General features: G+C 60.3%; 24 protein-coding genes. 10 read left to right on the top strand and 14 right to left on the bottom strand.

Translation table 11 applies throughout. The annotated features are described in order from the left end of the window. Complete coding sequence (locus N2599_RS19450) at positions 1–948, top strand: ABC transporter permease (protein WP_027510547.1); 948 nt, start codon at positions 1–3, stop codon at positions 946–948. A gap of 2 nt (positions 949–950) precedes the next feature. Then, positions 951–1802 carry an ABC transporter permease gene (locus N2599_RS19445; protein WP_027510546.1) on the top strand — a complete coding sequence of 284 codons (852 nt, stop codon included), beginning with the start codon at positions 951–953 and terminating at the stop codon, positions 1800–1802. Positions 1803–1804: 2 nt separating this feature from the next. On the opposite strand, the gene N2599_RS19440 is transcribed toward N2599_RS19445, so the two are convergent. From N2599_RS19440 to N2599_RS19430, 3 genes are all read right to left on the bottom strand, one after another. Further along, positions 1805–2659, bottom strand: coding sequence for a C40 family peptidase (locus tag N2599_RS19440; RefSeq protein ID WP_027510545.1), 855 nt, complete (start codon positions 2657–2659; stop codon positions 1805–1807). Positions 2660–2669: 10 nt separating this feature from the next. Further along, on the bottom strand, positions 2670–3020 hold the full coding sequence (locus N2599_RS19435) for a MarR family winged helix-turn-helix transcriptional regulator (protein ID WP_027510544.1): 351 nt from the start codon (positions 3018–3020) through the stop codon (positions 2670–2672). A gap of 114 nt (positions 3021–3134) precedes the next feature. Then, on the bottom strand, positions 3135–4520 hold the full coding sequence (locus N2599_RS19430) for a leucyl aminopeptidase family protein (RefSeq protein ID WP_027510543.1): 1386 nt from the start codon (positions 4518–4520) through the stop codon (positions 3135–3137). Positions 4521–4662: 142 nt separating this feature from the next. Here N2599_RS19430 and N2599_RS19425 point away from each other — a divergent pair, with 142 nt between their 5' ends. Continuing rightward, positions 4663–5487 (top strand): tetratricopeptide repeat protein, encoded by an 825-nt coding sequence (locus N2599_RS19425; protein WP_027510542.1) that lies wholly within the window; start codon positions 4663–4665, stop codon positions 5485–5487. Between the two features lie 6 nt (positions 5488–5493). On the opposite strand, the gene N2599_RS19420 is transcribed toward N2599_RS19425, so the two are convergent. The 10 genes from N2599_RS19420 to N2599_RS19375 form a co-directional block, all read right to left on the bottom strand. Then, positions 5494–6123, bottom strand: coding sequence for a LysE family translocator (locus N2599_RS19420; protein ID WP_027510541.1), 630 nt, complete (start codon positions 6121–6123; stop codon positions 5494–5496). 128 nt (positions 6124–6251) lie between these two features. Further along, the gene (locus N2599_RS19415) at positions 6252–7235 is read right to left on the bottom strand and encodes a type II secretion system F family protein (protein WP_027510540.1); all 984 of its coding nucleotides are present in this window, start codon (positions 7233–7235) and stop codon (positions 6252–6254) included. A 16-nt stretch (positions 7236–7251) separates the two neighbouring features. Then, positions 7252–8259, bottom strand: coding sequence for a type II secretion system F family protein (locus N2599_RS19410; protein WP_027510539.1), 1008 nt, complete (start codon positions 8257–8259; stop codon positions 7252–7254). Further along, positions 8259–9734: a TadA family conjugal transfer-associated ATPase gene (locus N2599_RS19405; protein WP_027510538.1), complete on the bottom strand. Its 1476-nt coding sequence runs from the start codon at positions 9732–9734 to the stop codon at positions 8259–8261. Before N2599_RS19405 ends, N2599_RS19410 begins: the two co-directional genes overlap by 1 nt. A gap of 31 nt (positions 9735–9765) precedes the next feature. Then, positions 9766–11046 carry a CpaE/TadZ family protein gene (locus N2599_RS19400; protein ID WP_027510537.1) on the bottom strand — a complete coding sequence of 427 codons (1281 nt, stop codon included), beginning with the start codon at positions 11044–11046 and terminating at the stop codon, positions 9766–9768. 17 nt (positions 11047–11063) lie between these two features. Beyond that, entirely contained in the window at positions 11064–11801 is a 738-nt protein-coding gene (locus tag N2599_RS19395; RefSeq protein WP_027510536.1) for a CpaD family pilus assembly protein, read from the bottom strand. Beyond that, a complete protein-coding gene (locus N2599_RS19390; protein WP_027510535.1) occupies positions 11798–13303 on the bottom strand; it encodes a type II and III secretion system protein family protein in 1506 nt (501 codons plus the stop codon). The genes N2599_RS19395 and N2599_RS19390 overlap by 4 nt, the downstream gene beginning before the upstream one ends. A 10-nt stretch (positions 13304–13313) precedes the next feature. Next, the gene (gene cpaB / locus N2599_RS19385; protein ID WP_027510534.1) at positions 13314–14126 is read right to left on the bottom strand and encodes a Flp pilus assembly protein CpaB; all 813 of its coding nucleotides are present in this window, start codon (positions 14124–14126) and stop codon (positions 13314–13316) included. Positions 14127–14236: 110 nt separating this feature from the next. Further along, complete coding sequence (locus tag N2599_RS19380; protein WP_027510533.1) at positions 14237–14749, bottom strand: A24 family peptidase; 513 nt, start codon at positions 14747–14749, stop codon at positions 14237–14239. Positions 14750–14837: 88 nt separating this feature from the next. Continuing rightward, positions 14838–15020, bottom strand: a complete 183-nt coding sequence (locus N2599_RS19375) for a Flp family type IVb pilin (protein WP_027510532.1) — start codon at positions 15018–15020, stop codon at positions 14838–14840. Positions 15021–15430: 410 nt separating this feature from the next. Here N2599_RS19375 and N2599_RS19370 point away from each other — a divergent pair, with 410 nt between their 5' ends. The 7 genes from N2599_RS19370 to N2599_RS19340 all read left to right on the top strand — a co-directional run bounded on the left by N2599_RS19370 (position 15431) and on the right by N2599_RS19340 (position 20837). Further along, positions 15431–15844, top strand: a complete 414-nt coding sequence (locus N2599_RS19370; RefSeq protein WP_027510531.1) for a pilus assembly protein N-terminal domain-containing protein — start codon at positions 15431–15433, stop codon at positions 15842–15844. A 96-nt stretch (positions 15845–15940) separates the two neighbouring features. Then, positions 15941–16540 (top strand): TadE/TadG family type IV pilus assembly protein, encoded by a 600-nt coding sequence (locus N2599_RS19365; protein WP_027510530.1) that lies wholly within the window; start codon positions 15941–15943, stop codon positions 16538–16540. Next, positions 16540–17124: a TadE/TadG family type IV pilus assembly protein gene (locus tag N2599_RS19360; protein WP_037142136.1), complete on the top strand. Its 585-nt coding sequence runs from the start codon at positions 16540–16542 to the stop codon at positions 17122–17124. The genes N2599_RS19365 and N2599_RS19360 overlap by 1 nt, the downstream gene beginning before the upstream one ends. A gap of 100 nt (positions 17125–17224) precedes the next feature. Next, the gene (locus tag N2599_RS19355; RefSeq protein ID WP_027510528.1) at positions 17225–18445 is read left to right on the top strand and encodes a phosphopentomutase; all 1221 of its coding nucleotides are present in this window, start codon (positions 17225–17227) and stop codon (positions 18443–18445) included. Continuing rightward, positions 18442–19410, top strand: a complete 969-nt coding sequence (locus tag N2599_RS19350; protein ID WP_027510527.1) for an adenosine deaminase — start codon at positions 18442–18444, stop codon at positions 19408–19410. Before N2599_RS19355 ends, N2599_RS19350 begins: the two co-directional genes overlap by 4 nt. 105 nt (positions 19411–19515) lie before the next feature. Next, positions 19516–20145, top strand: a complete 630-nt coding sequence (gene upp, locus N2599_RS19345) for a uracil phosphoribosyltransferase (RefSeq protein ID WP_027510526.1) — start codon at positions 19516–19518, stop codon at positions 20143–20145. Positions 20146–20306: 161 nt separating this feature from the next. Further along, positions 20307–20837: a TIGR02281 family clan AA aspartic protease gene (locus tag N2599_RS19340; RefSeq protein WP_027510525.1), complete on the top strand. Its 531-nt coding sequence runs from the start codon at positions 20307–20309 to the stop codon at positions 20835–20837. Here the strand turns inward: N2599_RS19340 and deoA are convergent, their stop codons facing one another. Continuing rightward, on the bottom strand, positions 20838–22145 hold the full coding sequence (gene deoA, locus N2599_RS19335) for a thymidine phosphorylase (RefSeq protein ID WP_027510524.1): 1308 nt from the start codon (positions 22143–22145) through the stop codon (positions 20838–20840).

The following is a 22145-nucleotide window of genomic DNA, read 5'->3' as shown; positions in this document are numbered from 1 at the left end:
GTGATCACGGTTCTTGGCCGGCGCTTTTCTGGACTAATCCTGACGCTTGCCACCCTCTCTTTCCTGATTTTTGCTGTCATGGATCTTCTGCCCGGCGATCCGGCTTCGATCATGCTCGGCACTTCGGCAACACCCGAAACGCTGGCAGCGCTTCGGCATGAACTTGGGCTCGATCAACCTCTGCTCTTTCGCTACGGCCAATGGGTCGTCGGAGTGATTTCCGGTGATCTCGGGCAGTCTTATACCTATGGCGTGCCGGTCGCGGGGCTGATCCTCGAGCGGCTGGCGGTGACGCTGCCGCTGGCGCTGCTCGCTATCCTCCTTTCCGTCGCCATAGCCGTGCCGCTCGGCACCTTTGCAGCGGCGCGGCGGAACGGCATCGCCGATGTCGCCGCAACGCTCTTTTCGCAGGTAAGCATTGCCGTTCCGGCTTTCTGGGTATCGTTGCTGCTGATCATCCTGTTCTCAACGACGCTTGAACTCATGCCGGCCGGAGGTTTCCCAGGGTGGAGTGCGGGCCCCTGGCCTGCGTTTCAGGCGCTGATTATGCCTGCCATGGCCCTGGCGCTGCCGCAGGCGGGCGTCCTGACACGCGTCACTCGCTCGACGGTCCTGGAAACACTGCACGAGGATTTCACGCGGACGGCACTCGCGAAAGGGCTTTCGGCGCGCGCAGTCTTGTGGAGGCACGCCGTGCCGAACGCGCTGGTGCCGATACTGACGATCCTTGGGCTGCAGTTCACATTCCTCGTAGCGGGCGCGGTTCTGGTCGAAAACGTCTTCAACCTGCCAGGTCTTGGACGGCTTGCGTTTCAAGCATTGTCGCAACGCGACATCATTGTCATGCAGGATGTCGTGCTGTTTTTTGCCGCGCTCGTCGTCGTCATGAATTTCCTCGTCGATATGTCCTATCTTGCGGTCGACCCGCGCTTGCGCAGGGATGTGTGACGATGGTGATCGCTTCCGGTACCGCCATCAGACGGCGCTCGTTCACGATTAGCCGGCAAATTAAGCTTCTTACCGGCGCATCCATCATCGGATTGCTCGTGGCAATCGCGCTTCTGTCGCTCATCTGGACGCCGCTGCCGCCCGCAAAGATGCAGATCATTCACAAACTGCAGCCGCCCTTCGCCTTCGGGCTGTTCGGCACCGATCAATTCGGCCGCGACGTTCTTTCGATGCTGATGGCCGGATGCTGGAATTCGCTGTCGATCGCCATCGCCGCGGTCGCCGTTGGTGCTGCGGTCGGTTCGATTGCCGGCATATCAGCCGCAGCGATCCGCGGCATCTTTGAAACGCTGCTGATGCGCGTCTGCGACGTCATCTTCGCGCTGCCACCGATCCTCTCCGCGATGATCCTCGGCGCTTTTCTCGGACCTGGCAAGTTTACGGCGATCACGGCGATTGCCGCCTTCATGATCCCGGTTTTCGCGCGAGTCACTCTCGCCTCGGCCCTGCAGGCCTGGAGCCGCGACTACGTGCTGGCGGCGCGCGCAATCGGCAACAGCCGCTTGACGATTTCGGTGCGCCATGTGTTGCCGAACATCATGAACCAGATCACCGTCCATGCGGCGATCCAGCTCGGGTTGGCGATCCTCACTGAGGCGGGATTAAGCTTCCTTGGTCTGGGAGTGGCGCCGCCGGTGCCGACCTGGGGCCGGATGCTCGCCGATTCCCAAACCTATCTTGGGCTGGCGCCGTGGCTTGCCATCCTTCCCGGGCTTGCGATCGCGCTGGCCGTTCTCGGTTTCAACATGCTGGGGGACGGACTGCGCGATTTCTTCGACCCGCGGCGTTTCTAAAATCAGACCGGACGGCGGTAACCAGTTGGCTGTTGGTAAAGCTGGCCAATACGCTTGACAGCGGCTTCAAAATTCTCGCGGGCCACGGTCATCGTGTAGCCGTTGGCATGAATGATCGTTTCCGGATCCTCCATGATTGCGACATGCCCCTTCCAGAAGACGAGGTCGCCGCGGCGAAGTTCGGAGCGATCGATCGCCTCGCCGAGGCCGGCTGCCTGCATGTCCGTGTCACGAGGCGCGCTTCGACCGGCCATCTGCATGGCAAGCTGCACAAGGCCGGAACAATCGATGCCAAGGCCTGAGCGGCCGCCCCACAAGTAAGGTGCATTCATGAAGCGCGACGCGATCTCGACATAATCGTCGTCCTTGCCGGTAGCAACAGGCTGGACATGCCTTGCAAAGATCGCAGTACCATCTTCAAGTACGGCGTAGTGATTTCCGCGCGCTTCCGCCTCCCCCGCGACCCTGACGCGGCTGCCCATGGAGAGCACCGACTTGTAAGGCTTGCGCAATTCCGGCTCCGGATAGAGGAACGTGCGCTGCACGGTGACGATATGCGTCGGTTCTCCTTGAGCGTCGGACAGCATCTCCTCCGGCAGGTAGCCGACATACCCATCCGAACGAGCCTTTACCCAGCACCAGCCGCCGGCACGGTCAAAGACCGTTACATCCTCCCCGAGGAGCAGTTCCGTATCGATGTCGACTGAAAGTTCCGGTTGCGAACGAAGCGGCGCAACCGGAACGGCGATCCGCGCCGGGGTACCGGAAACAAAACGCAAGGCTTCGACCTTGCCTTCCAGACTCGCTTCGGCAAGGTCCGGACGATAGGCATGCAGGCGGCGGTCGAGCATCGTCACTTCCATTCCCTTATATTGGCAGGCGGCGCCCCTGGTCACGCACCAGGTCGCCGAGTTTCTCGAGATAGAGCGCGCCACCGACGGTGCGCTTGATGATCACATTCCGCCGGTCGCTCTCATCGCGTGCCCGATCGACTAAGCCCATTTCGCCCATGGTATCGAGCGCACGAGTGATAACCGGTTTCGTCACGTTCAGCGTTGCGGCGAGCCCACGCACGGTATGGGGCGGCGGCACCAGATAGATATGCAGCAGGATCGCCATCTGGCGCAACGTCAAATCACGTTCGTCGTGACGCACCTGGTCGAGGGTAACGCCGTACCAAAGCCCCAGCGCCTGCGAGGCGGTCAATTCGATCGGCAAGGATCCTCCAAAATCATTACGCTAGCGTTTCATTCTCCGGCAGTGGATGCCGGTGTGCAAGAGGCGGCAGAATCTGCCGCCTCGCAAAGTGAATAAAATTTTAACGATCGTCGATCAGCCGCGGCGGATATGGTGGTAAAGCGCACGGATCGCCTGAGCCTCGCCGCCGCCTGGCGAATGAGCGCGCTCGGTCGGCGCCCAGCCGTAGATGTCGAAATGCGCCCAGCTCTTCGTATTGCTGACAAAGCGTTTCAGGAATAGCGCAGCCGTGATCGCACCCGCCATACCGCCCGCCGGAGCGTTGGTGATGTCGGCGATCCTGGCGCGGATATCCTTGTCGTAGCCCATATAGAGCGGCAGCCGCCACAAGGGGTCGTCGGTCTCGAGGCTTGCTTCAGTCAGATGGTGGGCAAGGTTTTCGTCATCCGTGAAGAATGGCGGGAGATCGGGACCGAGCGCGACGCGGGCAGCGCCCGTGAGCGTCGCCATATCGATCAGCAGATCCGGTGCCTCTTCGTCGGCGTAAGCCAATGCGTCGGCAAGGATCAGGCGGCCCTCCGCATCGGTATTGTCGATCTGAACCGTTAGACCCTTGCGGCTCTTGTAGACGTCTCCCGGGCGGAACGCATTTGCCGAAATCGAATTTTCAACGACAGGAATGATGACGCGGAGGTCGACCTTCAGCTTCGCGTCCATGATCATCAGCGCAAGGCCCATTACATTCGCTGCGCCGCCCATGTCCTTCTTCATCAAAAGCATGGAGGAGGCAGGCTTGATGTCGAGGCCGCCGGTATCAAAGCAGACGCCCTTGCCGACAAGCGTAACCTTGCGGTGGCCCTTCTTCCCCCAGCGCAGTTCCAGGAGGCGCGGCGCATCGGCGCTGGCGCGGCCAACTGTGTGGACCAGCGGGAAGTTCTCCTTCAGCAGATCGTCGCCGATGATGACCGACATTTCCGCCTTGTAGTGCTCGGCGAGGCCGCGGAAGGCGGCTTCGAGCTGTTCGGGTCCCATATCATTGGTCGGCGTGTTGATGAGATCGCGGGCAAGGAAGACGCCTGCGAGCTGGCGCTTGATATCTGCACCGTCAGCATCGCGCGGGATCATCAGCGTTGCGGCCGCCTGCTTGTCGGAACGGTAGCGGTCGAAACGGTAGCTGCCGAGCCCAAAACCGAGCGACAGGCGGTTTGCCGTCAACGGTGCGGTTTCGATGTGCCAATCGCCGGCCGGCAGCGAGCGGGCAAGTTTGCCGGTGATATAGGGTTGTTCCGATGGATTAGTGCCGAGGCCGAAAAGCGCCCCGCCGAGGTGCCCCGCCGCGGTCGGGATAAGCAGTAGAGAACCGCTTTCCGCCCTGTAGCCTGCCTTCTTCGCCCAATCGAGCGCGATCGGATCGATCGTACCGGTCTCGATGTGTGCAGGCGTGACCGCGAAGATCGGCAATGTGGAACCGCCTTTCGTGTTGAACGGCGTCGGTCTCTCGATGAACTGATAGGGGGCCATATTTATCCTTCGGCGATGTCCGGGAATCGCTTTTTAACGGTCCGTTAGGGTTAACAGACTATTGCTGGAGTGAAGATTGCGTCAAACCTTTCCCTGTTCCGCTTAGAGGCCAGGCGCCAGTTTCTGAATTCAGGAAAGCGCAATGCCTCTCCCGGCCATCAATCCCTCCAAGAACCGTATTCTCCACTGCGCCGTAGCCATAATGATCGTCGCGGCGCTCGCGGGTTGCTCGACGACCAAGGACAAGATGACGACGGGTTCGGTTCCGAAGCTGACAAAGCCGCTCGAAACCATGGATGCGAACGAGCTTCACGCAATGACGGAACGGGTCGGCCAGGCCTACGAGAAAAACCCACGCGATCCGGTCAACGGCGTCAACTACGCCAACCTGCTGCGCATGGCCGGGCGTGATGCGCAGGCGCTTGCCGTCATGCAGCAGGTTGCGATTTCCAATCCGAAAGACCGCAATGTCCTTGCCGCATACGGCAAGGCCCAGGCAGCCGCCGGACAATTCCAGCAAGCGCTCGACACGATCGGCCGGGCGCAAACCCCGGACCGGCCCGATTGGAAGCTTATTTCTGCCCAAGGCGCGATTCTCGACCAGATGGGCAAGCCCGGCGATGCGCGCGCGCGTTATCGCGATGCGCTGGACATCATGCCGAACGAGCCTTCCGTGCTTTCAAACCTCGGCATGTCCTATGTGCTGACAGGCGACCTCAGGACCGCCGAAACCTATCTCAAGCAAGCGGCGAGCCAGCCGGGCGCCGATAGTCGCGTCAGGCAGAATCTTGCCCTTGTCGTCGGTCTGCAGGGACGCTTCCCAGAGGCCGAAGAGATCGCCCGCCGCGAGCTCGCGCAGCAGCAGGCCGACGCCAACGTCGCCTATTTGCGTTCGATGCTTTCCCAGCAAAATTCCTGGCAGAAGCTCGCGGCAAAGGACAGCGCGCCGGCAAGCAATACCAACTGATTTCGGTTACCGAAGGATCGCGCCGGAAATCAAACGCAAACCCAGCCCGCCCATGACGAGCCCGGCAGCGCGGTCGATCCAGTGCTTAGCGGCCAAATAGACCTGGCGCGGACGGCGGGCCGAGAAAGCCAGCGCCACGATCGCATACCATCCGGCCTCGATCGCGAAGATGCCGATCGGCAGACCGATGATGACACCTGCAGGTACGGTTTTCGGCAGAAAAGCCGCGAATATACTCGCATAGACGATGATGGTCTTCGGATTGCTGAGCTGCGTCAGCAGCGCCATCGAGAAGCTGCGGCCGAGCGACGCCCCGCCCGCGACCGCGCCGGACACCTCGAGAGGTTCCTTCGCGCCCTGCCAGATCCGGAACGCGATATAGACGAGGTAGGCGCCGCCGGCGAACTTCAACACCAGGTAAAGCCACGCAAACTGCGTCAGCAACGCCGTCAGGCCCGCAAGGGCGAGAATGCCGAAAATGACGCCGCCGACACCCATTCCGAGCGCCGCTGCCAAGCCATCAAGGCGAGAGCGGGAAATGGCGATGCGCGAGACGACGACGAAACTTGGGCCGGGGCTCATCGCGCCGACGATCAGCGCTGCAAAAATGCTGGTGAGAATGGCTGCGGAAGACATGAACACTAACTCCTGATTTCGACCAGACGAGCGGTGGCCACATCAACGCTTCCCGATGGTCTTCGATCTCATTCGCCAGTCACGCAAAAACTATGGCTAGCTGGTTTCGCAATAGCCTGCAAGCGGTGTCAGAACCTGTCGGCGACCTGAATGCCGGCCGGGCCGAGAATAACCGCAACGAGAACGGGAAGGAAGAACAGGATCATCGGAACGGTCAGCTTCGGCGGCAGGGCGGCGGCCTTTTTTTCAGCCTCGTTCATGCGTTCGTCACGGCCTTCCTGTGCGAGAACGCGTAGCGCCTGCGAAATCGGCGTGCCGTAACGGTCGGCCTGGATAAGGGCCTGTGTGACCGACTGCACAAGACCGATCTGCGTGCGCGTGCCGAGGTTCTCGAGTGCCTGACGGCGGTCGGGCAGGAAGGAGAGCTCAGCTGTCGTCAACACCATTTCTTCGGCAAGCGGCGGCGACTGTTCGCCGAGTTCTTCCGAGACGCGTCGCATCGCTGCTTCAATCGAGATGCCGGATTCGACGCAGATCAGCATCAGGTCGAGCGCGTCCGGCCAGGCGCGTTTGATCGAGTGCTGTCGCTTCGACATGCGGTTCGAGATGAAGATGTTCGGCGCGTAGAAGCCGAGATAGCCCGTGCCGACCATCGCCAGCAGGCGGATGGGAAGCGGCTTGGCGGCAAGGTTTCCGAGACCGAAAATCCAAAAAACGGCGACCGCGAGAAAGACGAACGGCAGAAAGAAGCGAGCGACGAGAAATGTGTTCAAGGCGTTTTCGGAGCGATAGCCGGCTGCCCGGAGCTTATTCATCGTGTTTTCGTCGACCAGCGCTTCGCGAAGATTGAAGCGTTCGACGATCTGGCGCACAGACCGGTTGTTCTGGTTGCGAAGCGACGCCTTGCTTCCCGACTCCGTATTCATGCGGGCACGCTCGCGGGCACGAATCTGATCACGCTCCGTCGAGACGGCGCGCATCCGCTTGTTGAGGTCGCCGCGCTCGAAGAAGGGAACGGCGATCGTATAGAAGGTTGCGAAGACGGCGATCGCGACGAGAAGCGCCACCAGCATGGCCGGATCGGTCAATCTTGCTGCAAGATCCGATGACATGGCGCGTTCCTTCCGGTTAGATGTCGAAATTGACCATGTTGCGCATGACGAAGATACCGATCGACATCCAGACCGCCGAAGCGCCCATGATGAAATGCCCGCGCGGATCGGTGAAGAGAATGATCATGTATTGCGGCGACGTGAGGTAAACGAGCGTGGCGACGATGAAGGGCAAGGCGCCGATGATGACGGCGGAAGCCTTGGCTTCCATCGAAAGCGCCTGCACCTTGGCCTTCATCTTCTTGCGGTCGCGCAGAACCTTCGAAAGGTTGCCGATCGCTTCGGAAAGATTGCCGCCGGCCTGCGACTGAATGGCGATGACGATCGCGAAGAAACTGACTTCCTGCAACGGCATGTAGTTGGTCATGCGCGCGCAGGCGTCGGGAACACTGAGGCCGACCTGTTGCGATTCCACGACCCGGCGAAATTCGGTTTTCACCGGATCGCGGCCTTCGTTTGCGATGAGGCGGATCGCATCGTTCAGCGGCAGGCCGGACTTGATCGAACGCACGATGACGTCGAGCGCGTTCGGAAATTCGTTGAGGAATTTGTTCTGGCGGCGCTTGATCAGGAATCCCAGTATCCAGCGCGGCAGGCCGAGTCCAGCAACGACTGGAAGCGCAAGAACGACCAGCATCGGAGCGCCGGCGAGCAATGCGATCAGCATCAGGAACAGCCCGAAGGCGGCGCCGAACATGTAGAATTTAGCGGGCGTGATGGCAAAGCCCGCTTGGGTCAGCCGCGACTTCAGGGACAGTTTCCGTTTTGTGTTTTCCTGCTGGCGTTTTTCGAGGTCCTTGAGATTGTCCTGCACCGACTTGCGGCGTTTCGACATTTCCTGCACACGGTCCCGTGCGGCCTTGACCTTCACCCGGTCGGTCTCGTTTGAGGCGACGCGGCTGACGCGATTGGCAGCCTTCTTCTCGGTCTCCATACGGCTGAAGAGCAGGCCATAGCACACCGCGCCCGCTGCGACCGCAACCAGCGCGATGATGGCAAGCACTATCGCATCGAGGCCGAACATCATACTTCCTTCGACTTTTCTTCCATCTGATCCAAGGCAGCGGCAAGGCGCTTTTCTTCGTTGTAGTAGCGCGCGCGATCCCAGAAATGCGGTTTGCCGATACCGGTTGACAGGTGACGCCCGATGAGGCGGCCGGCGGCGTCCTCGCCGTCGATCTCGTACCGCATCAGGTCCTGGGTGATGATCACATCGCCTTCCATGCCGATCACCTCGGTGATCGCCGTAATACGCCGCGAGCCGTCGCGCAGCCGCGCTGCCTGAATTATGACGTCGATCGAACCGGCGATGATTTCGCGAACAGTCTTTGCCGGCAGACTGTAGCCACCCATCGCGATCATGGATTCGATACGGCTCAGACATTCGCGGGGCGAGTTCGAGTGGATCGTTCCCATTGAGCCGTCGTGACCGGTGTTCATCGCCTGCAGAAGGTCGAAGACCTCCGGTCCACGCACTTCGCCGACGATGATGCGTTCCGGACGCATACGAAGGCAGTTCTTGACGAGGTCGCGCATGGTGATCTCGCCTTCGCCTTCGATGTTCGGCGGACGGGTTTCCAGCCGCACCACATGCGGCTGCTGCAGCTGCAGTTCCGCCGTATCCTCACAGGTGATAACGCGCTCGTCCCTGTCGATATAGTTCGTCAGGCAGTTCAGAAGCGTTGTCTTGCCGGAACCGGTGCCGCCGGAGATCACGACGTTGCAGCGGACGCGGCCTATGATCTGCAAAAGCGTTGCGCCTTCCGACGTGATCGCGCCAAAGCGGACGAGTTGATCGAGCGTCAGCTTGTCCTTCTTGAACTTACGGATGGTAAGCGCCGGGCCATCGATCGCCAGCGGCGGAGCGATGACGTTGACACGCGAGCCGTCCGGCAGGCGAGCGTCGCAGATCGGGCTCGATTCGTCGACGCGGCGGCCGACCTGGCTGACGATACGCTGGCAGATAGAAAGGAGCTGGCCGTTGTCGCGGAAGCGGATCTCAGACTCGATCGTCTTGCCGCCGACTTCGATGAAGGTCTGGCCGGCGCCGTTGACCATGATGTCGGAAATGTCGTCGCGCGCGAGCAGCGGCTCCAGCGGTCCATAGCCGAGAACATCGTTGCAGATGTCTTCGAGCAGCTCTTCCTGCTCGGAAATCGACATCGCGAAGTTCTTGATGGTGATGATATCGTTGACGATATCGCGGATTTCCTCGCGGGCGCTTTCCCCATCCAGCTTGGCAAGCTGGGAGAGATCAATCGTATCGATCAGCGCCGAGAAGACCTGTGCCTTGGTGTCGTAATATTCGTCGGTGCGGGCTGGCCGCCGGCGCTGCGGTGTCTGCATGGGCGGCGGCGTCACCTGATACCGGCCAGGCTCTCTTGCCGGCTCGACCAGCACGGCGGGCGCGGAAGCGGGAGCCGCAGCGGCTGACGGCGGTGGCGGTGCGCTTACGCCGCCGCCCTTTCCTTGGCCTTCATTTCCGCGTTTTCCGAACATGCCACAAAATCCAATCTACTCGTTTTCGTCTTTACCTGGCGCGCTTCAGCAGTCCCATCAGGCCGCCGCGCTTTGCCTTCTTGATGGCGATACGGCCGGTGACGATGTGTGCCAGCTGGGAGAAGGTCTCCGCGGTGGGTGATTTCGGGTCCATCTCGGAGATCATGCGGCCGCTGTTGGCGGCATTGCCGAACAGACCTACGTCGAAAGGAATGATCGCGATCGGCTCGATCTCAAGCGGTTCGCAGAAATCGGATGGGGCGATTTCCGGCCGTTTCGGCATGCCGACCTGATTTAGGATCAGGTGCGGCATCTTGTCGTTCGGGCGCAGCTTGCGCAGGGCATCGAGCATGTTCTTTGCGTTGCGCAGGTTCGCAAGATCGGGAACGGCGCAGATGACAACCTCATCTGCCGAAGCCAGGACCGATCGCGTCCATTCCGACCAGGCATGCGGAACGTCGAGCACCGTCACCGGCGCACTGCGCTGCAGGACTTCAAGGACCGGCTGAAACGCCTGGCCATCGAAATCATAGGCGCGATCAAGAATCGATGGTGCTGCAAGCAGCGACAGATGTTCCGAACATTTCGTCAGCAAACGATCGAGGAAAACCTCGTCAAGCCGATCGGGAGCAAAGACCGCCTCGGCGATCCCCTGCGTCGGGTCCTGGTCGAAATCGATGTTGGCCGTGCCGTAGGGCAGGTCGAGATCGGCGAGGATCGTCTCGGTCGAGAAGAGATTGGATATGCCGAAAGCGCAGTTGTGCGCGATCGTCGAGGCACCCGTGCCTCCCTTGGAGCCGATGAAGGCGATGCTGCGGCCAAGCGGCTCGGCATCCGGATCGACGAAGATCGACGCCATGGCCATCATGATGTCCGGCATCGCGACCGGCTGGACCATGTATTCGGAAATGCCGTTGCGGATCAGCTCGCGGTAAAGCGCGATGTCGTTGTAATAGCCGATGATGACGACCTTGGTGCTCGGATCGCAAACGGCCGCTAGCGGCGCGAGCTCCGAGAGCAGGCTTGCCGCATTGGCCTTGGTTTCGAGGATGATCAGATTGGGGGTCGGGGCACTGGCGAACATGTTGGCAGCCGCCGCGACGCCGCCGCTGGTGATCCGCAGGCTGACCTTCGACATCCTCCGGTCGTTGCCGCAGCGCTCCATCACACGCTGAAGCGCCTCGCTCTCGCAGAAGGCATGCACGGAGATACGCGGCAGCGGGCGCATGTTCTCCAGCTCGCCCATGCGAACGGCGTCTTCCGCGTGCTGAAGCTCCGTCGTGTTTTTGATCTCGTATTCGATAGGGCTCATAGTTTCGATGCTCCCCACTAGAAACCACCTGACGAGGACTGTTCGAGGACAGTCCTGTATTCGCGGTATTCGGTGATGGCGTCATTGCGGCGCGCAGCATCGATCGGCGTCATGCCGCGCGGCGCAATCAAATCTTCCGGATTGGCGATCTGTGCGGCCAGATTGTTCTGTGTGGCGCAGCCGAAATTGTAATAATTCTGGTTGTCGAAACCGCCGCCGATATCCCTGGGCCATTGGCCGCACTGGGAGGTCATGGCCGTCATGCCGACGAAACTGAGGCGGATCGGCGCTGCATCGCCAGGCGCTGCGGAGTAGCTTGCATTGACGATCTTCGAGCTCGGTATCCCTCTCTTCGAGAGCTCGGCCCGTACCTGGTTGCGCACCTGGCTTGTCGCGGCCGAGTTTGGCGAGCCTTGGGGCGTCATGACATAAACCGGGCCGGAAGCCCGGGATATATAATTGGCAGCGAAGCCGCGGATCATGTCACGCTGGGCAATCGTCAAGCGCCGATCGGTCGACGCGACCGGGATATCGACCGTCTGCTCGGCCTCCGCCACCACGATCGGATGGCGCTGCCGGTAATCGTCGGGAATGCCGCCGGTCGTCAAATTGTCGCGGGGAGCCGCGCAGCCGGAAAGCATGGCGGCCGCAAGGGCCGCTGCGCCAAGCGTGACGGATCGTATCGTGGCTTTCCTGTTTTGAGCCATCGCCTGATCACCATATCGTTTCATCGTTTTCGATCCTGCGCCGCTCATTTGTAGATAAACCCAATGGAACCGTGGAATTGCGCGTCGGCCACCGGAACTTCGCGGCGGCCGTAAACCTTGTTGACACGGTTCATGAAGAACGCCTGGCCGTCATGCTCCGGACTGAAATTGTCGTCCGGCCTGTTGAGCTCGTTGCGGGCGACGGGGCGTACCAGATAGGGGGTCGCGATGATCACGAGCTCGGTTTCCTCTCGCTGCACCGTTCTTTGGCGGAACAGCGTCCCCAGCAGCGGGATCTTATTCGCACCCGGCGTGCCGTTCGACGTTTGCGAAACGTTGTCCCTGATCAGGCCGGCAAGCGCGATCGAGCCGCCGGACGGAAGCTCAATGGATGTTTCCGCCGAACGGCGCTGGTAGGTCGGCTGGGATCCCGAGACGGACGGAGCCGGCTCGGACACGTTGGTCTTGATCTCAAGGCTGATGCGTCCTGAGGAGAGAACCACCGGCTTGAAGGCCAGATTGATGCCGTAGTTGTAGGGAACGACCGTCACGTTGCCGTCGTTGTCGGTGGTCGAATAGAGGACCTGGCCGCCCGAATTGAAGGTAGCAGCCTGACCTGAAATCGCCGTCAGCGTAGGCTCGGCAAGCGTTCTAACGACCTTCGCCTGCTCTAGTGCATTCAAATAGGTCGATATGTCATACTTGCCGATCGAGGTCTTGAAGAGGGCCGCAAGTCCGCCGCCGACCGTCGCAGCGGCGCCATCCGCCGAAGGAAGGCCGAGTTGCGCCACGGTCAAGCCCGAGGAATTCGATACGAGATTGTCGAAGCCGAGCTGTTTCAGAATTTCGCGGCGGACCTCTGCGATCGTCACCTTGAGCGTGACCTGGTCCTCGCCCTCAATCTGCAGCAGGTTGACGACCTGCGATTGCTGGCGGGCCTCGGCGAAAAGCGCGACATCGCCCCCCGATGCGCTGCTGGAGGCCGTTTCGGTTCGCGTCGTCGCTTCGCCACCGGTCAGGAACGCCTGGGCAAGGTCGGCGGCTTGCTTGGCGTCCTGTGGCGTGCGGACGGTGCCGGTCAGCACGATGTTGTCCGACACGATCTCGACCTTGATGTTGGAGTCGACGATGAAACGCCTCAGGTTCGTCTCGAGGCCGGAGACATCGCGCTCGATTTCGATATCGAGGCTCACGACTTCCTGGCCATCGCTCCCGAAAATGAAGATGTTCGTTTGGCCGACTTTCTTGCCGAAAAGATAGATGCGGCGCGAGGTGCGCGTCACCGCATCGGCCATCGACGGATCGGAGACGAGGATGTCATGCGCTTCCTCCGGTAGATCGACGACCACCGCCTTGTTGAGGCCGAGCCTAACGCGGCGGTGGGCGCCGGGACCGGTCCGCGAGATCTGGATGACGCCTTCCGATTCCGCATGCGCAATGCCCGCGCCAACCAGTGGCCCGAAAGCGGAGGGCGTCAGCCCCGAAATAGCCGTTGTTAGCGTAAGGAAGCCCGCGAGGAGAGACTTGGTGCGCCGCATTGTGTTGACCATTAATTTCCCCTTACTCGGCCTTTGGCGCACTGCTGTCTGTGACGATCGAACCGGATTTGATGACCTGAACGAGCGCGCTCCCGTTGTCTCCGTTCAGTAGATAATCGGCAGCGCTCGTATCTTGCTCCTGCGCGTCGGCTACGGAACGCAGGGCAAGCGACAGCTTGTCGGCCATCTGCTGCGCGACAGTCAGAACTTTCGTTTGATCGGGCGTCAGTTCCAGGGTCGCCGTGGTGCCCACGACAGCCTTGGAACCATCGTCTTTTTCTTGAATCTGCTGATCGATGGCGAGAACGCGCACGTTGCTCAGCACGGCCTCGGTTAGGAACTTTTCGCTTCCCTGGGCCCTGCGGACCATGATGACGTCCACACGGTCGTTCGGCAGGATGAAGCCGCCGGCGCCGGTTGCGACCGAGATTTCCGTCGCGACAGCGCGCTTGCCGGCCGGCAGAAGCGCCGAGAGGATACGGCTGTTGGAATCGGCGATTTTTTCGGGACGGATCGGCTCGCCTTCGAAGACCGGCAAACGGACTACCGCGCCCTGCATATCCTTGATCGCATCCGGTTTGTCGGCTTCGGTGATGAAGCCCTGAACGACGGCGCCACGCGGCCAGGGCATCCAGTGAACCGCTTTGTCGTCAATGCGGGCGCCGACCGGCAGATTGGCGCTCGATACCAGCACGTTGACCGTGGGTTCCTTCTCGACGACCGACTGGACCTGCGTGACGACACCGCCGCGCCCGGCAAGCTTCATCGCCAGCAGACCGGCGAGGCCAGCGGCAACGACGGCCACTGAAAGTATCATCAAACGGGCGGGCTTCATTCAGCTGTCCTCGGGAGACGGTTTGTTCACCCCGAAGAATGCTCAGGAATTGGTGTAATTATAGTTAACGGAACACTTACATTTTAAGTTAATGGAGGTTTAAACCGCCGTTATTGCAGTGTTTCCAGCGCAGCGATCAGAATCGTCGAATACGGGAACGCCATGAAGCCGCCAATGGCGATGGCGATGCCGTAAGGAATCTTCTTTGCGAGCAGGAGCGAATTCGGCACCGGCAAGCCGATGGCGAGGATCGTGTTGGACTGAGTGCGCAAGAGAAGAATGAGGAAGGTAAGCAACCCACCAATCAGGCCGACGGAAACGACGAAAAGCAGAAGCGATTGATTGAAGCCGAACCATATAGCCGTCGCGCTCAAGAGCTTTGCATCGCCCCCGCCCATTACGTTAAGGGCGAAAAGCACGAAACAGGCCAGAAATACAATCATCGCTGCAAGGAGATGCATACCGATGTGCGGAAGTGGCATGCCGGCTAAGGGGGCGATGATGAGAAAAGCAGCAATCAGAATCAGCGAAACGCGATTTGGGATTGTCATCGTGAGCAGATCGGAAAATGCCGCCATCGCCAAGCAGAGAGGGAAGATCAGGAATATGGCGGCTGCCAGCATCAAAACTTCTCCATTCGGCAGAAAATCAAAAACCGCTCATAGGAAGAGCGGTTTTCGCTTGCTCGAGCTTCTGGAAGAATAAACCCGGTTAATTGGCCGTTTCCGCGTCGACCATCTTTTCCGAGATATTCTGGAAGGTGTTGTTCAGCGAGCTGCCGAGAGTCGTTGCGCCGGTGATCAGCGCTACGGAAATCAGCGCTGCGATCAGGCCGTATTCGATTGCGGTTGCGCCGGATTCGTCCTTCAGAAAACGGCTAAAAAGCTTGGTCATGGTTTCCTAACTCCAGTTGAGGTTCAGCACGTCCGCCAACTGTGCCGTTGATCGGATGCCACAACCTAGCGAGGCGCCATTTCAATCGGCTTAAGGAAGAGGGTTACCAGATCGTAAATGCTAAAGTAGAAACTGCCATGGTAAGCATTGCGTTACTAGGATATATTCCAATTTAACTATATTACGAATCTTATAACACACCAATCTTCGGGATGCGCCGAAACGTTACATAGGCTGCGTCATTACAGATCATCGCACTCAGGAAATTCTTCTCACATGACCCAATTCGGACAAATACGTGCCGTCACCGGGCAGTTCCAACGATTCTTAAAGCTTCATTCACCATTTTTTTCCATTCTGTTTTGAGATTTCTACCGGACTCTGATCCGGATTCCAGTAAAGAGAGCCCTATGCCACCGAGCGGCAAGACTATCCCTTTTACCGCAGCCGCCATCCTCGTGCTTTGCGGGCTTCAGGCTCCCGCGCGCGCCGAGGAAGACGTGCTGCGCGTCTATATGGATCATGCGCGTGTCTTGAAGCTCGACCGGCCAGCCAGCAAGGTGATTATCGGCAATTCCAAGGTTGCCGATGCGACCGTTGCCGATCCGAAGACGATCGTGCTGACAGGCCGCAGCTTCGGGACGACAAACCTGGTGCTGCTCGATGCCGATGGCAATGCGATACTCGACGAGACCGTCCTCGTCTCCATCGACGAAGGCAACACCGTTCGCGTCTACCGGCAGACCGATCGCTCGGTCCTTTCCTGCACGCCGAACTGCGAACAGCACACGCAGCAGAACAATGCGGCCGATGCGGGCGGCTGAGGAAGCTTCATCCGTTAAATTGTTGACCCGCCCTGAAACGGAAAATCAACGAACGCCCGCTACGATCAGCGCATGAACGTTCTTCGGGATGGCGCTATGGCGACCAGTGATCACCAGGCAGACAGAACCTGCACGCCGCCCGGCAAACGGAGCGGATGGCGGGCTTTTGCGCGCTCGCGCGACGGCTCGGCAGCGATAGAATTCGCGCTGCTCGCCATCCCCTATTTCATGGTGATCTTCGCAATTCTGGAGACCTTCATCGCCTTTGCTGCGGAAGAACTGGTGTCCAACGCCGTCGACACCATGAGCCGCAAGATGCGGACCGGACAGATCATCTCTACCGTTGGTGAGGCGGCGTTCCGGCAGGAGTTTTGCGACGAGGTCTCGATCCTGATCCAGTGCTCCGAAGCCGAGATCGCCACCCCGGACAAGCTTAGGCTCGATGTTCGCACGTTCAGCAAATTTTCCGAAATCCCCGCCGCTGTTCCAATGAATGCGACGGGCCTCGATACATCGGCGATGCAATATTCACCCGGCGGCTCCGGCTCGATCAATATGGTTCGCGCCTATTACCACTGGCAGATCATCGCCGATCTTATCCGGCCCTATATCACACCATACCGCACTGCCGACGGATCAAGGCTGAACGACTACCTGATCGTCGCCACGGCCGCCTTCCAAAACGAGCCATACTGATGACGGCGAACGGAACGCTGATGCGGCTGAAAGACAAGCTCGTCCGGTTCGGACGCGACCGCAGCGGCGTCGGCGCAATCGAGTTCGCCATCCTCTTTCCCGTCCTGGTGATGCTCTATATCGGCGCCTTCGAGATCACCATTGGACTGAGCGTCAGCAAACGCACCAGCCGCGCGGCCGGCTCGATCGCCGATCTGATCACGCAGCAGAAGGACGTGACCAAGAGTTCGCTGACCGAGATCAGTTCTGTTGCCGGCGCGATTTTCACTCCCTTCGATACGACCGGCATGCAGATCAAAGTGACCGGCATCAACATCGATGCCGCGGCCAACGCCAAGGTTTTCTGGTCCTGGGCGAGCAACACCACGACAGCGCCCTACGCGGCCAATACCGCCGTCACCGACGTCCCGGCCGATATGAAAAAGGCAGACAGCTTTCTCGTGCGGGCCGACCTCAGCATTCCCTACAAGCTGTTCGCATTCGGCCCCGATTTTCTTCCAGGCGACATGCAGGAACTCACCATCCGGCGCACCTATTATTACCGCCAGCGACAGGGCGACAATGTCGCCTGCGGCGATTGCTGATCAGGATCCTTTCCGAACTTTGAAATTTGCCAAGCCTGCGGCAGCATTATATGCCTGAGCGGGATTGCGGTTCATTGGCCGCTCAGCTTGATGGGTAAAGATGGCACGTGCATTTCTCTTCGTTCTCGATTCCTTCGGCGTCGGCGGCGGGCCGGATGCGGCTCAATATGGCGACGAAGGATCGGATACGCTTGGCCATATAGCGGAGTTTTGTGCGGCTGGCGCTGGCGACAGGGCGGGCTTGCGCTCCGGCCCGCTTTCGCTTCCCAATATGTCGGCGCTCGGCCTGATGCAGATCGCCAAGACCGCAACCGGACGCTTTCCGGCCGGCATGCCGGTTCCGGATAAAGTCTACGGCATCCATGGCTGCGCCAGCGAAATCTCCCGCGGCAAGGATACCCCGTCTGGCCATTGGGAAATTGCCGGAACGCCCGTGACCTTCGATTGGGGTTATTTCCCCACGGAAGGCGAAGCCTTTCCGCCGCAATTTATCGAGGCGCTTTGCAGCGCTGCAGAGGTTCCAGGCATCCTCGGCAATTGCCATGCCTCAGGCACGGAAATCATCGCCCGCCTCGGCGAGGAGCATATCCGCACCGGTAAGCCGATATGCTATACCTCGTCCGACTCCGTTTTCCAGGTCGCGGCGAACGAGACGCATTTCGGCCTCGACCGACTCCTCGGCTTCTGCCGCATCGCCCGGGCGCTGCTCGACAGCCATAATATAGGCCGGGTCATCGCCCGGCCTTTCGTCGGCGAGACCTCATCGACATTCGAGCGCACCGGCAATCGCCGCGATTTTTCGGTGCCGCCTCCGGAGCCAACGCTGCTCGATCGTATCGTCAAGGCGGAGCGCAACGTCCACGCCATCGGCAAGATCGGCGACATCTTCGCGCACCAGGGCATTTCAAGGGTCATCAAGGCGAATGGCAATGATGCACTGATGGACGCGTCGCTCGCCGCTATGGAAGAGGCGAAGGACGGCGACCTCGTCTTCACGAATTTCGTCGATTTCGACATGGTCTATGGCCACCGGCGCGATGTGCCTGGCTATGCCGCGGCGCTCGAAGCCTTCGATGCGCGGCTGCCGGACGTGCACCGCAAGCTTGCGCCCGGCGATCTCGTCATCCTGACGGCTGACCACGGCTGCGACCCGACCTGGCGCGGCACGGACCATACGCGCGAGCGCGTGCCGATCATCGCTTACGGTCCGGGGCTGAAGTCGCGCAATATCGGCGTCCGCAGCACATATGCCGATATCGGCGCGACGGTTGCCCGGCATCTTGGCATCGCCGCCGGGCCGCACGGGAGAAGTTTTCTGTGACATCGCATTTGAAGAAGGTCGAGCTGCATTGCCATCTGGAGGGCGCGGCGCACCCGGCGCTGACGGAAGCCCAAGCCCGCAAATACAATACCGACATCAGCGCCTATCTCCGTGACGGGGCATATGTCTGGCATGATTTTGCGAGCTTCCTCGAATGCTACGATAATATCTCCAAGGTCTACAGGACTGATGAGGATTACGCACTGCTCACCGAGACCTATCTGCAGGAGCTTGCAGAGATCGGCACGGTCTATAGCGAACTCACCGTTTCGCCGGATCACGGCGGGCGTATCGGGCTTGGCGCAGATGCCTATATCGCCGGCATCTGCGAAGGCATTCGCCAAGCGAAGGCAAAAAGCGGCATCGAAGCGCGGCTGATCGTAACCGGCGAGCGGCATTTTGGACCTGAGAGCGTGATCGCCGCTGCCGAATACGCGGCTAAAGCCAACAACCCGCTAATCACCGGCTTCAACCTCGCCGGCGAGGAGCGAATGGGGCGTGTGGCGGATTATGCCCACGCCTTCGATATCGCCCGCGACGCGGGTCTTGGCCTCACCATCCACGCCGGCGAGGTCTGTGGCGCCTTCAGCGTCTCCGATGCGCTCGACGTCGTGCGTCCGTCGCGCATCGGGCATGGCGTTCGCGCGATCGAGGATGCGGAACTCGTCAGGCGGCTTGCCGATCTCGGCACTGTTCTGGAGGTTTGTCCCGGCTCAAACATCGCGTTGAACGTCTTTCCCGATTTCGCGTCCCATCCCTTGCGCACGCTCAAGGAAGCCGGCGTGCGCGTGACGATCAGTTCCGACGACCCGCCCTTTTTCCATACCTCGCTAAAGCGCGAGTATGAGCTGGCCGCCAATGCATTCGGCTTCAGCGACAGCGAAATCAACGAACTGACGCGGACCGGCATTGAAGCGGCTTTCGTCGATGAAGCGAGCCGCTTGGCGCTTCTCGCCCGGCTTTGAGCTGCCCGGGCTTGGGGATCAAGCCATGAAAATCGCCTCCACTCTTGCAGTTGGGGCGCTTTCCATGAAAGAAACGTCCGATAAGAACAAAAGGAAGGCTCGGCCATGGAAGGCGTCATCGTCATCGATCACCCGCTTGTGCAGCACAAACTCACCATCATGCGGCGCAAGGAGACATCGACGGGCAGTTTCCGCCGGCTGCTCCGCGAGATCTCGACCCTGCTCTGCTACGAGGTGACGCGCGATCTCGAACTGACAATGGAAACCATCGAAACGCCGCTGCAGACCATGGAATCGCCGATCCTGGAAGGCAAGAAGCTCGTCTTCGCCTCGATCCTGCGCGCCGGCAACGGACTGCTCGAAGGCATGCTCGATCTCGTGCCTTCGGCTCGCGTTTCCCATATCGGCGTCTATCGCGACCACGAAACGCTGCAGCCTGTGGAATATTACTTCAAGGCGCCGGAGGACGTGGCTGAGCGTCTCATCATCGTCGTCGATCCGATGCTTGCGACCGGCAATTCCTCGATTGCCGCGATCGAAAAGCTGAAGGAACGCGGCGCGCGCAATATCCGCTTCCTCTGCCTGCTCGCCGCTCCAGAAGGCCTCAGGAATTTCCGCGCGGCACACCCCGATGTGACTGTCTTCACGGCGGCGATCGACAGCCATCTGAACGAGAAGGGCTACATCATGCCAGGCCTCGGCGATGCCGGCGACCGCATGTACGGCACGAAGTAGTTCAGCTTTCCTTTACCAAATCTCAAGACATCGAGGGCCCGGAGCATTAATCCGGGCCTTTTTAACTCCGCCATTAGCGACTTATCAGCAATTGCGGCGTAGCAGTCTTGAAGACCCGAGCCCGCATGAGGCGGGGTCTATACAGGCAGGGTTTCTGATTCATGCTCATGCGTATCGTCATTTTCGCGAGCATTATCGCCGCACTCGCCACTCAGGTGCCCTCATTCTTCGGCGGCAGCCAGCCCGTTGCCGACACGGTTTCTGCCAGCGCTGTTTCAACCCCGGCCCCTCAGCCTAGGGCGCCCGCCCCGGTTTCCGGCAATGGCCGCATGCACCTTCAGGCCGATGCGAGGGGGCACTACACCGGCGACTTCAAGATCAACGGCAAGCCAGTACAGGGCCTGATCGATACCGGTGCCACCTATGTGGCACTGAACGAAAGCCTTGCGCGCCGTCTCGGCTACGGGGGCAATCAGCTCGATTTCCGCCATGCGGTGAATACCGCCAACGGCCAGGCCAAGGCCGCGCATGTCACGCTCGATCGCGTGGAGATCGGTGGCATCCGCGTGCAAGATGTGGAAGCCTTCGTGCTTAAGGATGATGCGCTTTCGACGACCCTGGTCGGCATGAGCTTCCTGAAGAAACTCGAGTCCTACTCCGTTGCCGACGGCTCACTGAATCTGAAGCAATAATCAAATGCGGCCGGAAATCACCGGCGGCAGAGAAGGCTCGTTGCCGGAGATGCGGTAGCTTGCCGTGATCGAGGCTGCCGCCTTTTGCGCCGCCGCCTCATCTGCGGCACCAACGATCGCGATCGTATCACCCTTTTCGACACGGGTGCCGAGCGGCAGCAGGGCGGAGAAGCCGACGCGATGATCGATTTTGTCTGCCGGGTGACGCCGCCCGCCGCCGAGATCGATAACGGCCATGCCGACATCGCGCGCATCGCAGGCCGAGAGCCATCCGCTCTCTCCTGCGAGAACCGGCCTTTCGACGGGCGCTTTCACCAGATAGTTTGCGGGCTTTTCGACAAGATCCGCCGGGCCGCCCAGCATATGCACCATGCGGCCAAAGACTTCGGCCGCCTTGCCGGACGCTAGTGCCGCACGTGCTTTCGCTTCGCCATCGTTCAGAGACGGCGAAACGCCCGAACGCACCAGCATCTCGGCTGCAAAGGCCAGGACGACGGCCTCAAGCCGGGTTCCAGCTTTCTTCCCCGCCAGGAAATCCAGGCAGTTCCATATCTCCACGACGTTGCCCGCCGCGTCCGCCAGCGGCTGGTTCATGTCGGTGATCAAGGCCGATGTCTTGACCCCTGCCCCGTTTGCCACGTCGACTAGGGAGTGCGCCAGAAGCTTTGCCTGCTCGTGATCGGCCATAAAGGCGCCGTTGCCGGTTTTCACATCAAGCACCAAGGTCTGAAGTCCAGCCGCGAGCTTCTTGGAAAGAATGGAGGCCGTGATCAGCGGAATGGAATCGACGGTCGCTGTGACATCGCGCACGGCGTAGAGCGTGCCGTCGGCGGGCGCCAACGAACCCGTCTGCCCGATGATGGCGCAGCCCACTTCCTTAACGACCTTGCGGAAACGAGCAGCATCCGGCGTAATTCCATAGCCGGGAATGGATTCCAGCTTGTCGAGCGTACCGCCGGTGTGGCCGAGGCCGCGGCCGGAGATCATCGGCACCGCTAGGCCGCAAGCAGCCGCAATCGGCGCCAGCATCAGCGAAACGTTGTCACCGACCCCGCCGGTCGAATGCTTGTCGGCAATTGGGCGATCGATCCCGAGCCATGTGAGCATATCGCCTGAGCGCGCCATGGCGAGCGTCAACGCGACGGTCTCGTCACGCGACATGCCCTTGAACCAGACGGCCATCGCAAAGGCGCCGATCTGCCCCTCTGATAACTCGCCGGTGGCAAGGGCCGCAACGAAGGACTGGATCTCATCCGCGGAAAGGACGCCACCATTCCGCTTCTGCCGAATGATCTCCTGCGGGATCAT

It is taken from the genome of Rhizobium sullae, from assembly GCF_025200715.1.
Taxonomy (GTDB): Bacteria; Pseudomonadota; Alphaproteobacteria; order Rhizobiales; family Rhizobiaceae; genus Rhizobium; species Rhizobium sullae.
Note: the sequence above shows the minus strand (reverse complement) of the source record. Positions and strands in the feature narration are given on the sequence as shown.